This window comes from Microbacterium proteolyticum (genome assembly GCF_030818075.1).
GTDB lineage: Bacteria > Actinomycetota > Actinomycetes > Actinomycetales > Microbacteriaceae > Microbacterium > Microbacterium proteolyticum_A.
Window position 1 is genome coordinate 1,275,326 of record NZ_JAUSZZ010000001.1, and the last position, 13,190, is coordinate 1,288,515.

Genomic DNA, 13,190 nt, shown 5'->3' on the forward strand with positions numbered 1-13,190 from the left:
GCCCTCGACCGGCATCGGCGACTACAGCTTGTCGAGGTATGAGACCTCAATGCAGATGTCGTCGGCAGGTCGCCGACCATGTCGAGGCTCAGCCCGGCCCGGACCACCATGCGCTGCACGGTGCGGTCGGACATGTCGTCGGGCAGCGGGTATGCGGGCACGAGCCAGTCGTGTGTGCGCAGCCGGTGGGAGAGGTGGTGCAGGTTCCAGTTCTCGGTGTAGCCCGGGCGCATGCGCCGCGCGAACACCGGCAGGTCGCTGCCGTCGCTGACGAGCTCGAACGGACCCATCTCCCCGATGCCGCGCGACAGGTGCAGCGCGACCTTCTGCAGACCCCGCTGCACGGTGGCGTACCCCTCGAAACCGAGCCGGAGGAACAGGGAGAACTGCAGCAGCACCCGGGGCGCGAGGAGTTCAGCGCGAACGTGGGCATGTCGCCGCCGAGATAGCTGGCCCGGAGCACAAAATCTTCAGGCAGCCACTTCTCTTCGCGCCAGATCCACCCGACACCGGGTAGACGCCGCCGTACTTGTGTCCCGAGCACGCGCTCGAGCCGGAAGTCCCACTCCAGCTCGGGCGGGAGGAACGGCGCGCCGTCGACGTGGATCGCGATGTCGAGGCCGGTCGTCTGCTCGATGGCATCCAGAAGCCTGGGAGATGGAAGCCACGGGCTTGCGCGCCCCCGTGTAAGTACCCCGATAACGGCGACGACCCCGATCGTGTTCTCGACGCAGTCGGCGAGGTCGTGGCCGTCGAACACCGGGTGCTCGTCGGTGACGGGGATGTAGCGCGCCTCGACGTCCCCGTAGTTGCAGAACTTCTCCCAGCACGCCTGCGCGGCACTGCTCATGACGAGGTTGGGCTTCTCGGTCGACTTCCCGGCGGCGCGGCGCGCGTGCCGCCAACGGCGCTTCAGGGCGAGGCCGCCGAGCATGCACGCCTCCGCCGAGCCGATCGTCGAGGTGCCGGCGGCGCCGTCGACCGAGGGCGCGTGCCAGAGGTCGGCGAGCATGCGCCAGCACGTCCGCTCGATCTGTTCTTGTCGTACGCGTCGGCGGAGAGCCGGTCGGCGTGCTCGTCCATCCACGTGCCGACGAAGGTGTCGAGGTTCATGCGCGCGTTGCCGTCGAGCATCATCTCGTCGTGCACGATCTGATACGCCGTCTCGGGCCGTTCCGGGGTCCGCGGGAAGCGGTCGCGGGGGCGGCGCGTGGCCTCTAGCGTGGAGGGATGGTCGGTTATCGCTATCTCGGAAACAGTGGATTCAAGATCTCGGAGATCACCCTCGGCAACTGGGTGACCCATGGCTCGCAGGTCGGTGACGACGCCGCGATCGCGACGGTGCACGCCGCGCTCGACGCCGGCATCACGACGTTCGACACCGCCGACACGTACGCCAACACGGCGGCAGAGACGGTGCTCGGCAGGGCCCTCGAGGGTCAGCGCCGCGAGTCGCTCGAGATCTTCACGAAGGTGTACTTCCCCACCGGCCCCATGGGGCCGAACGACACCGGGCTCAGCCGCAAGCACATCATGGACTCCATCAACGGGTCGCTGAAGCGCCTGGGCACCGACTACGTCGACCTCTACCAGGCGCACCGATTCGACTACGAGACCCCGCTGGAAGAGACGTTCCAGGCCTTCGCCGACGTGGTCCGCCAGGGTAAGGCGCTGTACATCGGCGTCTCGGAGTGGACCGCCGAGCAGTTGCGCGAGGGTCACGCGCTGGCGAAGCAGCTCGGCATCCAGCTCATCTCGAACCAGCCGCAGTACTCCATGCTGTGGCGCGTGATCGAGGGCAAGGTCGTGCCGACCAGCGAAGAGCTGGGCATTTCGCAGATCGTCTGGTCGCCGATGGCGCAGGGTGTGCTGAGCGGAAAGTACCTGCCCGGTCAGCCCGTGCCCGAGGGCTCGCGCGCGACCGACGAGAAGAGCGGTGCCACGTTCATCAAGCGGTTCCTGCGCGATGACGTGCTCGAAGCGGTGCAGCGCCTCAAGCCGATCGCCGACGGGGCCGGGCTCAGCCTGCCGCAGCTCGCGATCGCGTGGGTGCTGCAGAACCCGAACATCGCTGCCGCTCTCGTGGGGGCCTCCCGCCCCGAACAGCTCGCCGACACCGTGAAGGCATCGGGCGTGACCCTGGATGCCGGTACCCTCGCCGCGATCGACGCGGCGCTCGGAGACGCGGTGTTCTCCGACCCCGAGAACACGTACGAGGTGTCGCCGAAGCAGCGCCTGGTCTGACGCGGGCGGATCAGCGGGTCGGGCGTTCACGCCCGGCCCGCTTTCGCGTGCGTGCGCCGTGCGCGGGGGCGCACGCGGCGCGCGGCGCGGCCGGCTCGGGCCGCGAGATGACCCGGTCTGCGCGAGATCACCCGTGATTCGGCGGAATCGCGTGTCATCTCGGGCGGATCGCGTGATCTCGGCGCGCGACGCGACCGCGGGCGGCTGCGCGCAGGGCGCCCCGGCCGGGCGGCGGCGGCCCGCCAGAGCGGCGGCCGCGCGGTGCCGGGCCTCAGGCGCCGCACAGGGTCCGGAAGGGAGCGCGTCGTACCCTGTGCGAATGTCCTTTTCCGCTCACCGGCCCGGCCGTTTCGGCTCCGACGGTCGTATCGAGTTCACGACGGACGAGGAACGCGAGCAGTATCTCGACGACATCCTCGCCGCGCAGAACGCGGCGAAGCCCGAGACCGCCGCTCACGATCACACCGCCGAGCCCTGGGGCGCCCCCTCTTCCGGCGACGCGCCGCGCGACCCGTTCCTCGACGACGACCCCCTCCCGTCCGACCGCGACGCGACCGCCGTGCTCGACCGCGACGAGACCGCGATGCTCGACCGCGATGAGACCGCGGTGCTCGACCGCGACGAGACCGCCGTGCTCGACCGCGAAACCGAGGCCCCGGTCCCCGAGGTCGTGAGCGACGTCGACCCCGAGAAGGCTCCGCCCGCAACGCCCGCCCCCGTGGCATCCGAGCCCCGCCCGACGCGGCTCCGCCGCCACGACCCCCGTCGCCCGAGCCTGTCGCTCGTCCGTCGCATGGCCGTGCTCGGCGGCGCCGACAACGACGTGCTCGACGAGGTGCCCGAAGAGGTGCCGCGCTTCGTGCAGATGTTCCTCGTGCTGGCGGGTACGGCGCTCGTCTCGGCGTTGTCGATGATGTTCGCGCTGCTCACGGGTGTGCGCGTCAGCATCCTGCTCGCCATCCCCCTCGCCCTCGTGTGGGGGCTCATCATCTTCAACCTCGACCGCTTCCTCACCTCGACGATGCGCTCGACCAAGAACCTCTTCCGGCTGCTCGGCCTCGCCCTGCCGCGCGTGATTATGGCCGCGCTGATCGGCGTCGTGGTGGCCGAGCCGCTCGTGCTGCAGATCTTCCAGAACGACATCGTGCGCGAGGTCAACTCCACCAACGTCACCCAGGCGCTGAGCGATCAGGATGCCGTCACCAACGGCCCCGAGAAGCAGGCGCTCGACGCAGCGACCGCGCAGGTCTCGGCGCTCGAGAACCAGGCGGCGACCGGCATCGTGACCGGAACGTCGTCGACGTCGGCGGAGTCCGCCGCCGCGCAGCAGACCGTGGATCAGCTCACGCAGCAGCTCGCCGCGCAGCAGACCGTGATCGACCAGGCGCGGGCGGTGTACCAGTGCGAGCTCACGGGTCAGGGCGCGGGAACCGTCCCGGGCTGCACCGGTCTGGCCGGCAGCGGCGCGAGCTCCGACGCCGCGCAGGCGCAGCTGCAGCAGGCGCAGTCGGCGTACGACTCGCTGTCGACGCAGCTGCAGCAGGCGCAGTCGACCCTCGCGGCCGCGAACACCGCGGGCGCGGCTGCGGCGGCATCCACTGCCGACGCCAACAAGCAGCAGGCGCAGGATCAACTTCCCGCAGCGCGCGCGCAGTACGAGTCGGCACTCGCGGCATACAACGCGCGCGCGGAGTCCGTCGCCGACGGCAACGCGGGAGCCGTGGGCCTGCTCAGCCAGATCACGGCACTCGAGCGGTTGTCCGACCGCGAGCCGGTGCTGCGCTGGGCGCACTACCTGATCGCCGCGCTGTTCTTCATGATCGAGCTGCTGCCCGTGCTCGTGAAGGTGCTGACCGGATTCGGTGGACCGTCGCTGTACGAGAAGGCCGAGAAGATGCGCGGGCAGATCGCCCTCGACCGGGTCACGGCCCGCACCTACCGTAAGCGCGCCGACATCATCGCCGACGAGGCGAACAAGGTCCCCGCCGCGGTGACCTGATGGTCGTGTGGAGCGCGGGACTCCTGCTGTACCGGCTGACGCCGGCGCCGCAGGTGCTCGTTGCGCACATGGGCGGGCCGTTCTGGGCGAAGAAGGACGCCGGAGCGTGGTCGATCCCGAAGGGCGAGTACGACCCCGACAGCGAGGGTGCCCTGGATGCCGCGCGGCGCGAGTTCCGCGAGGAACTCGGCGTCGAGCCGCCCGACGTCGAATGGGCCGAGCTCGGCACCTTCGCGTACTCCAGCGGCAAGAAGGTGGTCGTGTTCACGGGCGACGGCGCCGGGTTCACGGCATCCGGCTTCGTGTTCGGGGAGTTCGAGATGGAGTGGCCGCCGCGTTCTGGCCGCACGGCGTCATTCCCCGAGGTCGACCGCGCCGAGTGGATGGACCTGGATGCCGCCCGCGACGCACTCGTGAAGGGGCAGCGTCCCGCGATCGATGCGCTGGCCGCGGCGCTGGAGGCTCTCCCCGGCTGATCGGCCCTCCCACGGCTCGGTACGTGCCGGTGCGGGCCCGGTGCCGCTCGGCGCGGGCCGCCGGGCGCGTGCGCAACGCAGGAGAACTGGGGGTGGCTCGGGGGTGGTGCCCCGTGCTTCCGGGGGTGGCGCACGAGCGTGGGGTCGGGCGGCGCGAGCCGGTACGGGCGCGGCGCCGCGCCAGCGTGGGGGCGGGCTGTGTGCCGGTGTGCGCGTCAGCCCGCGCCCGACCCCGCCCCGCTCAGGGGCGCAGCAGCACCTTGCCGACGCGGGGCGAGTCACTCGCCGTGACCGCGTCGACGATGTCGTCGAGACCGAAGGTCGCCGCAACGGGCAGCGTCACGGTGCCGTCGACGAGGTAACGCGAGAGCTCTCCGAACAGGGCGCCGCGGGTGTCGGCATCCATCGTCTTGCTGACGACGCTGCCCCAGAAACCCTTCACGGTGGCCTGGCGGAAGATGAGGTCGCCGGCGCCGAGCTCGAGTTTGCCCGCGCCCATCGAGCCGAAGATCACGAGGGTGCCGGTCTCGCTGAGCAGCGAGAGCACCTGGCCCGCGGCGGGCCCGCCGACGGAGTCGACGCCCGCGACGACCCTCGCGCCGTCGGCAAGGGCGAGGGCCTTCTCGCGCCAGTCGTCGGCGTCGGTCGACACGACGTTGTCGATGCCCTGCTCTGCGAGTTCGGCGACGGCGCTCTGGCGGCGCACGAGGCCGATGACGTGGATGCCGCGGGCCTTCGCGATCTGCGCGACCATGCGGCCGACCGCACCGTTGGCGGTGTTCTGCACGATCCAGTCGCCGGCTTCTAGGTCGAGCGAGTGCAACAGGCTGATGGCGCTGAACGGCATGGCGACGAGCTGCGCGGCGACCTCGTCGGACAGCGCGTCGGAGACGGGGATGAGGCCCGCGGCGGGCGCGATGACGTACTCGGCCCACACGCCGAACGTGCCGCCGGTGGCCACGCGCTGGCCGATCTCGAGCGAGACGCCGTCGCCGACGGCATCCACGATTCCGACGGCCTCGGTGCCGGCTCGGGCCGGGAGCTCGGGCTTGAAACCGTAGGTGCCGCGGATGGTCCACAGATCGTGGTTGTGAATGGGCGAGAGGATGACGCGCAGGCGCACCTCGCCGGGGCCGGGGGTCGGGGTCTCGACCTCTTCGACGCCGAGGACGTCGGCGGGTTCGCCGAACTGGTGGTGGATGACTGCGCGCATGGATTCCTCCTGTGGTTATTTTGTAACGACCGGTCTAATATAGACCTCGTGGTCGGCAACGCAACAGCGCGGTCCGGTGGCTTCGGCGGGCTCGATCACCTCCGTTCCGCAGCCCCGTCGGTAGCGTGGCGGGAGGGCCCTGAGCTTGTCGAAGGGTCCGGAACTCACGGGACTCCCGGGGCCCGGTGGCTTCGACAGGCTCAGCCACCTCGAGAACGGAGAGAGAACATGGGCAGGACGCCGAGCTTCGAACGCTCCGTCGTCGTCGACGCCGCACGCGATGTGTTCTGGCGCCGCGGATACGCCGAGGCCGGCATCGCCGAGCTCGAGGAGGTGACGGGCCTGACCCGCTCGAGCATCTACAACGCCTTCGGCAGCAAGCGCGGCCTGTTCGATGCGGTGCTCGCGGCCTATCTTGACGACGTGGTCCGCTCGCGTCTGCGTCCCCTCGGCAGCGGAGATCCCGGCGCCCTCGAGGCATACGTCGCCGAGATGCGCGACGCGATCGCCGCCGACACCCCCCGCGCCCGGCTCGGCTGCCTACTGCTGAACGCGGGCTCCTCGTCGCTGGCGAGCGACGACGCCGAGGTGCGCGCGCTGGTCTCGGGGTACGCCGCCGAGATGCGGGCCGCGATCCGCGCGGCCGTCGCCGATCGACGTCCCGATCTGACCCCGGATGCCGTGGACGCTCTCGCCGCGGTCTGCGCCTCGCTCGTGGTGGCCGGCCTCACCCTCGCCCGCGCCGACCGCGATGCGGCGCTGGCGACGTTGGCATCCATCCCGACGACCCTGCACTCCTGGGGTCCCGCCCCCGCCTGAGCTGCGCTCCGCGCTCCGCGCGCTGTGCGTTCCGCCCGCTGCGCGTCCCGGCCGCTGCGCTCTGCCGCGCCTCGGCCGCGTGAGGGGTCACTTTTTGTCGCCGAGGAGACCCCGGCAGCGACAAATTTTGACCCCTCACGCGCGCGGAGCGCAGGCGGAGCATGGACGGAGCGCGCGCGGGCAACGCGGAGCGCGGGCGGAGCTCGGGCGGAGTACGCGCGGAGCGCCGGCCCGGAGCACGAGCGGAGGCGTGCTTGTGTATACGAAGAGCCCGTCGGGAACACTCGACCTCCCCAGGCCACCGCGACAATGCATACACTGGAGTCATGACGTCGAGGGTGTCTCATGCGAGCGAGTGACCGCGCGTATGCGACGCTTCTCGACGAGATCCAGTCCGGCGCACTGCCCCCCGGCGCCGTTCTCGGCGAGGTCGAGCAATCGACGCGCCTCGGGGTGAGCCGCACGCCTCTGCGCGAGGCGCTTCGTCGTCTGGCATCCGATGGCCTCGTCGCCCAGGCCTCGCCTCGCGTGACCGTCGTGGCCGGGATCGACGCCGACGACATCCGTGCGCTGTTCGAGCTGCGTCGGGCGCTCGAGACCGAGGCCGCCCGGCTCGCCGCGCACCGCGGCGACCGTCGCGTCTTCCGCGCGCTCGCCGTGGAGTTGGCCGATGTCGACACCGCCGACACCGACGCGTACTACGCCCTCATCGCGCGCTTCGACGCGGCGGTCGACGCCGCCGTCGACAACCCGTATCTCTCCGCTGCCCTGCGCAGCGTCCGCACGCATCTCGTGCGCGTGCGCCGCATGGCCCGCTTCAACCCCCTTCGCCTGTCGGCCTCGGCCGGGGAGCATGGATTGATCGCGCGAGCGATCGGTGCCGGCGACCCCGAACTCGCCGCGCACGCCACCCATGTGCACCTGCACAACGCCCTGACCACCATCCTCGAAGCCCTGACGGAGGACCCCTCATGACGATCACCCACCACGTGCGCGTGCACCGCAGCGACGAGAACCTCGCCCGCGAGGGGCAGCTCGCCTGGGCCCTCGCCCGCGTCGCGGTCGACCCGGTGGGCGTCGACGACGACGTGGTCGACATGATCGTCAACCGCCTCATCGACAACGCCGCCGTCGCCGCAGCCTCGCTCACGCGCCAGCCCGTGAGTGCCGCACGTCAGCAGGCCCTCGACCACCCCGTGTCGATCGGCGGCTCGGGTGCGACGGTCTTCGGATGCCTCCTCGAGCGGCGCACGAGCCCCGAGTGGGCCGCGTGGGCCAACGGTGTCGCCGTGCGCGAGCTCGACTACCACGACACCTTCCTCGCCGCCGATTACTCGCACCCGGGAGACAACATCCCGCCCGTGCTCGCCGTCGCCCAGCACACCGGCCGTGACGGCGCCGCGCTGGTGCGGGCACTTGCCACGGCGTACGAGATCCAGATCGACCTCGTGCGGGCGATCAGCCTGCACAAGCACAAGATCGACCACGTCGCCCACCTCGGCCCCGCCGCGGCCGCCGGTATCGGCACCCTGCTCGATCTCGACCAGGAGACGATCTACCAGGCCATCGGTCAGGCCCTTCACACCACCACCGCCACGCGCCAATCGCGCAAGGGCGAGATCTCCACGTGGAAGGCGCACGCCCCCGCCTTCGCGGGCAAGATGGCGATCGAGGCCGTCGACCGCGCGATGCGCGGCGAGACCAGCCCCTCGCCGATCTACGAGGGTGAGGACGGCGTGATCGCCTGGCTGCTCGACGGCCGCGACGCCTCGTACGACGTGCCGCTGCCCGGCGACGGCGAGAGCAAGCGCGGCATCCTCGATTCGTACACGAAGGAGCACTCGGCCGAGTATCAGGCGCAGGCGTGGATCGACCTCGCCCGTCGCCTCGGCACGGAGCGCCCCGACCTGCGCGACCCGGCGAACGTGGCATCCATCGTCCTGCACACGAGCCACCACACGCACTACGTGATCGGCTCGGGCGCCAACGACCCGCAGAAGTACGACCCCACCGCCTCGCGCGAGACGCTCGACCACTCGATCCCGTACATCTTCGCCGTCGCGCTGCAGGACGGCGCCTGGCACCACGTCGACTCGTACGCCCCGGAGCGCGCGGGTCGCGACGACACCGTCGCCTTGTGGCACAAGGTCACCACGGCGGAGGATGCCGAATGGACGCGCCGCTACCACTCCGAGGACCCGAACGAGAAGGCGTTCGGCGGCCGCGTCGTGATCACCCTCGCCGACGGATCGACGGTGGAGGACGAGATCGCCGTCGCCGACGCCCACCCGCTCGGCGCCCGGCCGTTCGCGCGGGAGGACTACATCCGCAAGTTCCGTACGCTCGCCGAACCCGTGCTGCTGCCCGAGGAGATCGAGCGCTTCCTCGAGCTCGTGCAGCGCCTGCCCGAGCTGACGCCCGCCGAGGTCATGCAGCTGACGATCGTCGCGAAGCCCGGCGTGCTGGCGCTGGCGCCGGCGCCGAAGGGGCTGTTCTGATGCGCGGCGGCGGGTGCGCGCCGACCCTGCCGGTCCGCGAGCTGTCCCTGCGCGAGGGAGCTCGCTGATGCTGTACGCCCAGACCCCCGCGGCCGACAAGCGCCGCACGCTGCGCGAGAAGCTGGCATCCGGGGAGCTCGTGCAGATGCCGGGAGCGTTCAACCCGTTGTCGGCCCGGCTCATCGAGCGGAAGGGGTTCGACGGCGTCTACATCTCGGGCGCGGTGATCGCCGCCGACCTGGGCCTGCCCGACATCGGCCTCACGACCCTCACCGAGGTCGCCGGGCGCGGCCAGCAGATCGCCCGCATGACGGAGCTGCCGGCGATCATCGACGCCGACACCGGGTTCGGCGAGCCGATGAACGTCGCCCGCACGATCCAGACCCTCGAAGACGCGGGCCTCGCCGGAGCGCACATCGAGGACCAGGTCAATCCGAAGCGCTGCGGCCATCTCGACGGCAAGACCGTGGTGGATGCCGACACCGCCGTCAAGCGCATCCGCGCGGCCGTGGATGGCCGGCGCGATCCGAACTTCCTCGTCATGGCCCGCACGGACGTGCGGGCGGTGGAGGGACTGGATGCCGCGATCGACCGCGCGAAGGCCCTGGTCGACGCCGGTGCCGACGCGATCTTCCCCGAGGCGATGCGCGACCTCGGCGAGTTCGAGGCGATGCGCGAGGCGCTCGACGTGCCGATCCTGGCGAACATGACCGAGTTCGGCAAGAGTGAGCTGTTCTCCACCGCGCAGCTGCGCGACGCGGGCGTGAACCTGGTGATCTGGCCGGTGTCGCTGCTGCGGCTGGCGATGGGCGCGGCCGGCCGCGGCCTGGACGCCCTGGCATCCGAGGGCCACCTGCGCGACCAGCTCGGCGACATGCAGCACCGCGCCGACCTTTACGACCTCGTCGACTACGAGGGCTACACCCGCTTCGACGCCGACGTGTTCGACTTCACCGTGGAACGCTGAGGCCGCTCCACCACCGATGAGTTGCGCCGAATGCTCGCGTGGAGAGGACCTTCGCGGACATTCGGCGCAAGTCAACACCAGGGCACCAGCGCACACGACTCAAGGGAGAGACGATGACCGACATCAAGAAGGGCCTCGCGGGCGTGACGGTCGATGAGACCGCGATCAGCAAGGTGAACCCCGAGACCAACAGCCTGCTTTACCGCGGCTACCCCGTGCAGGAGCTCGCCGCCACGCAGCCCTTCGAGGCGGTGGCGTATCTGCTGTGGAACGGCGAGCTTCCGGATGCCGAGCAGCTCGCCGCCCTGCGAAGCGTCGAGCGCGAGCACCGGGCGCTGCCCGACGACGTCCGCGCCGCGATCGACCTGCTGCCGACGTCCGCGCACCCCATGGACGAGGTGCGCACCGCCGTGAGCGTCATCGGCGCGCGCGAGACCGCGGGGATCTCGAACGTGATGGATGCCGTCGGCACCCCCGAGCAGAACCTCGAGCGCAGCATCCGCCTGTGGGCGCAGCTGCCCGCCGTGGTCGCGTACGGCCAGCGCCGCCGCCGCGGCCAGGAGCTCATCGCTCCCCGCGACGACCTCGACTACGCGGCGAACTTCCTCTGGATGACGTTCGGCGAGGAGATCTGCGCGCGGGCCCAGGTGGCTGAGCCTGTCGAAGCCGCCGGAACGGGATCGGTGCCGGACCCTTCGACAAGCTCAGGGTCCTCGGGCGCCATGGAGGTGGCTGAGCCTGTCGAAGCCGGCGGAACGGGATCGGGGCCGGACCCTTCGACGGGCTCAGGGCCCTCGGGCGCGTTGGAGGTGGCTGAGCCTGTCGAAGCCGCCGGAACGGGATCGGTGCCGGACCCTTCGACAGGCTCAGGGTCCTCGGGCCTGGGCTCAGGGTCCTCGGCGGGCGCTCCCGACCCGGTCGTCGTCGACGCCTTCAACCGATCGATGATCCTCTACGCGGAGCACTCGTTCAACGCCTCGACCTTCACCGCGCGCGTGATCGCGTCGACCCTCAGCGACCTGTACTCCGCGGTCGTCGGCGCCATCGGCGCGCTCAAGGGGCCACTGCACGGCGGCGCGAACGAGGCCGTGCTGCACGTGTTCGACGAGGTCGGCACCGCCGACAACGTCGTGCCGTGGCTCGACGCCGCCCTCGCCGACAAGCGCAAGATCATGGGCTTCGGCCACCGTGTGTACAAACGCGGCGACTCGCGCGTGCCCACGATGAAGGCCGCCCTCGACACGCTCGTCGCGCACTACGACCGCCCCGGCGTCGCCGCACTGTACGACGCACTCGAGAGCGAGTTCGTCTCGCGCAAGGGCATCTACCCCAACCTCGACTACCCGTCCGGTCCGGCCTACGCGCTGATGGGCTTCGATACCCTCACCTTCACGCCGCTCTTCGTCGCCGCCCGCGTGACCGGCTGGACGGCGCACATCCGCGAGCAGCAGGCCGCGAACGCGCTCATCCGCCCGCTGTCGGAGTACGTCGGGCACGACGAGCGGCATGTCGAGGGATACGTTCCGGATGCCACCGAGCGCGAAGCCCTGGACCGACCCGAGGAGGCGGCGAGCTGATGGCCGAACCGCGGATCGTCATCGTCTCGGGCGCCCGCACGCCGATCGGGTCTTTCGGCGGATCGCTGTCGGGCGTCGACGCGTACGAGCTCGGCGCGGTGGCGGTCGAGGCGGCGCTGGCGCGCGCCGGCGTCTCGCAGGACGACGTCGACGAGGTCGTCATGGGCTGCATCGCCCAGAACGGCCCCGACGCGTACAACGCCCGCCGCGTCGCGCTCGCCGCGGGCCTGCCGACGCGTGTCCCCGCCTTCACGGTCAACCGCCTGTGCGGCTCGGGCCTGCAGGCGATCTGGTCGGCGGCGCAGGAGCTCCGCTGGGGCGGCATCGACGTCGCCGTCGCGGGCGGCGACGAGAGCATGTCGCGCACGCCCTTCCTCGATTACGGCGCCCGCGGCGGCTTCGACGAGCTCAGCCGCCGGAGGCTCGGCGACCGCACCCTGCTCGACGGCACGCTCGCGATCCTCACCGACCCCTTCAGCGGCCGGCACATGGGCACGACGGCCGAGGTCGTGGCATCCCGGTACTCCGTCTCGCGCGAGGAACAGGATGCCTTCGCGGTGGAGAGTCAGCGGCGGGCGTCGACGGATGCCGCCCGCGCGGCCTTCGCGGAAGAGATCGTGCCGGTGACGACCGGCGGAAAGCGGCCGATCGAGGTCTCGATCGATGAGCACCCGCGCCCCGGCACGACCCTCGAGGCGCTGGCGGGATTGCGCCCCGCGTTCGAGAAGGAGGGGTCGGTGACGGCCGGCAACTCCTCGGGCATCAACGACGGCGCGGCCGCGACCGTGCTGCTGCGCGAAGACGATGTGCGCGAGCGCGGATTGTCGGGACTTGCGACGCTCGAGGCCGTCGCCACCGCGGGCGTCGACCCGGAGATCATGGGGTACGCCCCGGTCATCGCGCTGCAGCGTCTGTGGGAGCAGACCGGGCTCACGCCGGCCGACATCGACGTGATCGAGCTGAACGAGGCGTTCGCCGCCCAGGCGGTCGCGGTGATCCGCGATGCGGGTCTCGACCCCGAGAAGGTGAACCCCTACGGCGGGGCGATCGCCCTCGGACACCCGGTCGGTGCGACCGGAGCGATCCTCACCGTGCGCGCTGCACTCGACCTGCAGCGTCGCGACCTCGAATACGCGGTGGTGACGATGTGCATCGGCGGCGGGCAGGCTCTGGCCGCGCTGCTGCGGCGCGTCTGAGCGGGCGGCGCAGCGACTCGTCGTGATGGGGCGCCGGGCGCTGCGCACAGAAGGATGACCGGCTCCCCGCCGCCCGTCGGCGTGGGCGCCGGGCGCTCGCGCGAGACCGACCGGCGCCGTCGCCCGTCGGCGATGGGGCGCCGAACGTTGCGCCCGACGACCGGCGCCGGGCGCCCGTCCGTCAGGGGCGCCGAGCGTTGG

General features: G+C 71.2%; 11 protein-coding genes. 9 read left to right on the top strand and 2 right to left on the bottom strand.

What is annotated here, in order from left to right:
- Positions 1 to 88: 88 nt before the first annotated feature.
- On the bottom strand, positions 89 to 1,012 hold the full coding sequence (locus QE392_RS05890; protein ID WP_307449380.1) for a pyridoxal-dependent decarboxylase: 924 nt from the start codon (positions 1,010 to 1,012) through the stop codon (positions 89 to 91).
- Positions 1,013 to 1,230: 218 nt separating this feature from the next.
- Between QE392_RS05890 and QE392_RS05895 the strand changes: the two genes are divergently transcribed.
- From QE392_RS05895 to QE392_RS05905, 3 genes are all read left to right on the top strand, one after another.
- A complete protein-coding gene (locus QE392_RS05895) occupies positions 1,231 to 2,244 on the top strand; it encodes an aldo/keto reductase family protein (RefSeq protein ID WP_307449382.1) in 1,014 nt (337 codons plus the stop codon).
- Positions 2,245 to 2,563: 319 nt separating this feature from the next.
- A complete protein-coding gene (locus QE392_RS05900; RefSeq protein ID WP_307449386.1) occupies positions 2,564 to 4,243 on the top strand; it encodes a DUF4407 domain-containing protein in 1,680 nt (559 codons plus the stop codon).
- Positions 4,243 to 4,719 (top strand): NUDIX domain-containing protein, encoded by a 477-nt coding sequence (locus QE392_RS05905; RefSeq protein ID WP_307449389.1) that lies wholly within the window; start codon positions 4,243 to 4,245, stop codon positions 4,717 to 4,719. Before QE392_RS05900 ends, QE392_RS05905 begins: the two co-directional genes overlap by 1 nt.
- 241 nt (positions 4,720 to 4,960) lie before the next feature.
- On the opposite strand, the gene QE392_RS05910 is transcribed toward QE392_RS05905, so the two are convergent.
- Positions 4,961 to 5,932 (bottom strand): zinc-binding dehydrogenase, encoded by a 972-nt coding sequence (locus QE392_RS05910; RefSeq protein ID WP_307449392.1) that lies wholly within the window; start codon positions 5,930 to 5,932, stop codon positions 4,961 to 4,963.
- Positions 5,933 to 6,160: 228 nt separating this feature from the next.
- On the opposite strand from QE392_RS05910, the gene QE392_RS05915 reads away from it, so the two are divergent.
- The 6 genes from QE392_RS05915 to QE392_RS05940 all read left to right on the top strand — a co-directional run bounded on the left by QE392_RS05915 (position 6,161) and on the right by QE392_RS05940 (position 12,989).
- Positions 6,161 to 6,751, top strand: coding sequence for a TetR/AcrR family transcriptional regulator (locus QE392_RS05915; protein ID WP_307449394.1), 591 nt, complete (start codon positions 6,161 to 6,163; stop codon positions 6,749 to 6,751).
- Positions 6,752 to 7,096: 345 nt separating this feature from the next.
- Entirely contained in the window at positions 7,097 to 7,726 is a 630-nt protein-coding gene (locus tag QE392_RS05920) for a GntR family transcriptional regulator (protein ID WP_307449397.1), read from the top strand.
- Entirely contained in the window at positions 7,723 to 9,249 is a 1,527-nt protein-coding gene (locus tag QE392_RS05925) for an MmgE/PrpD family protein (protein ID WP_307449400.1), read from the top strand. The genes QE392_RS05920 and QE392_RS05925 overlap by 4 nt, the downstream gene beginning before the upstream one ends.
- 67 nt (positions 9,250 to 9,316) lie before the next feature.
- Positions 9,317 to 10,216: a methylisocitrate lyase gene (prpB, locus tag QE392_RS05930; RefSeq protein ID WP_307449402.1), complete on the top strand. Its 900-nt coding sequence runs from the start codon at positions 9,317 to 9,319 to the stop codon at positions 10,214 to 10,216.
- A 113-nt stretch (positions 10,217 to 10,329) separates the two neighbouring features.
- Entirely contained in the window at positions 10,330 to 11,793 is a 1,464-nt protein-coding gene (locus tag QE392_RS05935; protein ID WP_307449405.1) for a citrate/2-methylcitrate synthase, read from the top strand.
- Complete coding sequence (locus QE392_RS05940) at positions 11,793 to 12,989, top strand: thiolase family protein (protein WP_307449408.1); 1,197 nt, start codon at positions 11,793 to 11,795, stop codon at positions 12,987 to 12,989. Before QE392_RS05935 ends, QE392_RS05940 begins: the two co-directional genes overlap by 1 nt.
- Positions 12,990 to 13,190: the final 201 nt, after the last annotated feature.

Bases quoted from the DNA above. Each gene is read 5' to 3' on its own strand.
- QE392_RS05890 (WP_307449380.1), bottom strand. From the start codon at position 1,012: ATGCTCGCCGACCTCTGGCACGCGCCCTCGGTCGACGGCGCCGCCGGC.
- QE392_RS05895 (WP_307449382.1), top strand. From the start codon at position 1,231: ATGGTCGGTTATCGCTATCTCGGAAACAGTGGATTCAAGATCTCGGAG.
- QE392_RS05900 (WP_307449386.1), top strand. From the start codon at position 2,564: ATGTCCTTTTCCGCTCACCGGCCCGGCCGTTTCGGCTCCGACGGTCGT.
- QE392_RS05905 (WP_307449389.1), top strand. From the start codon at position 4,243: ATGGTCGTGTGGAGCGCGGGACTCCTGCTGTACCGGCTGACGCCGGCG.
- QE392_RS05910 (WP_307449392.1), bottom strand. From the start codon at position 5,932: ATGCGCGCAGTCATCCACCACCAGTTCGGCGAACCCGCCGACGTCCTC.
- QE392_RS05915 (WP_307449394.1), top strand. From the start codon at position 6,161: ATGGGCAGGACGCCGAGCTTCGAACGCTCCGTCGTCGTCGACGCCGCA.
- QE392_RS05920 (WP_307449397.1), top strand. From the start codon at position 7,097: ATGCGAGCGAGTGACCGCGCGTATGCGACGCTTCTCGACGAGATCCAG.
- QE392_RS05925 (WP_307449400.1), top strand. From the start codon at position 7,723: ATGACGATCACCCACCACGTGCGCGTGCACCGCAGCGACGAGAACCTC.
- prpB (WP_307449402.1), top strand. From the start codon at position 9,317: ATGCTGTACGCCCAGACCCCCGCGGCCGACAAGCGCCGCACGCTGCGC.
- QE392_RS05935 (WP_307449405.1), top strand. From the start codon at position 10,330: ATGACCGACATCAAGAAGGGCCTCGCGGGCGTGACGGTCGATGAGACC.
- QE392_RS05940 (WP_307449408.1), top strand. From the start codon at position 11,793: ATGGCCGAACCGCGGATCGTCATCGTCTCGGGCGCCCGCACGCCGATC.